This is a genomic window from Burkholderia sp. E168m23, assembly GCF_016586125.1.
GTDB lineage: Bacteria > Pseudomonadota > Gammaproteobacteria > Burkholderiales > Burkholderiaceae > Burkholderia > Burkholderia orbicola.
In genome coordinates this window covers 1-706 of record NZ_BCPP01001624.1, presented here as the reverse complement: position 1 = coordinate 706, position 706 = coordinate 1, and the positions used below count along the sequence as shown (strand labels likewise).

1 pseudogene is annotated in these 706 nt (G+C 60.1%); it reads left to right on the top strand.

Features of this window, described 5'->3' with window-relative positions:
• Nucleotides 1–253: 253 nt before the first annotated feature.
• A pseudogene (locus JMF90_RS39290) lies at nucleotides 254–706 on the top strand (isocitrate lyase); the annotation flags it as partial.

Here is a 706-nt window from a genome sequence, read left to right as displayed (position 1 = left end):
TGCTGCACGGCACAACCCATACGATTGCGGGATAGGAAAATGGGTTTCTCATCCCGAAATCATGCAATCAAACCATTGATTAAAAACAACTAAAAAATTCCACGCCTCCCGAGCCAGCCCCTGTTTCGCTCCCGCCGATTTGCCTAGACTCTTATACAAGACCTCGCGAAACGGAACGTACCGCTTCCCCGCCTCGCGAACAGCATCATCCCCGTCAGATTCGGCAGGCATACATCGCATCAAGGAGCTCATCATGTCGCGTCAGCAACAGGCACAGGAACTGCAGCAGCAATGGGAAACCGATCCGCGCTGGAAGGGCATCAAGCGCAGCTACTTGGCTGAGGACGTGGTCCGCTTGCGCGGCTCGATCCCGATCGAGCACACGCTGGCCAAGCGCGGCGCGGAAAAACTGTGGGGCCTCATCAACAACGAGCCGTTCGTCAACGCACTCGGCGCGCTGACCGGCAACCAGGCGATGCAGCAGGTGAAGGCCGGCCTGAAGGCCATCTACCTGTCCGGCTGGCAAGTCGCCGGCGACGCGAACGTCGCGGGCGAAATGTACCCGGACCAGTCGCTGTACCCGGCCAACTCGGTGCCGCTCGTCGTGAAGCGCATCAACAACACGCTGACGCGCGCCGACCAGATCCAGTGGTCGGAAGGCAAGAACCCGGGCGACGAAGGCTACGTCGACTTCTTCGCGCCGATC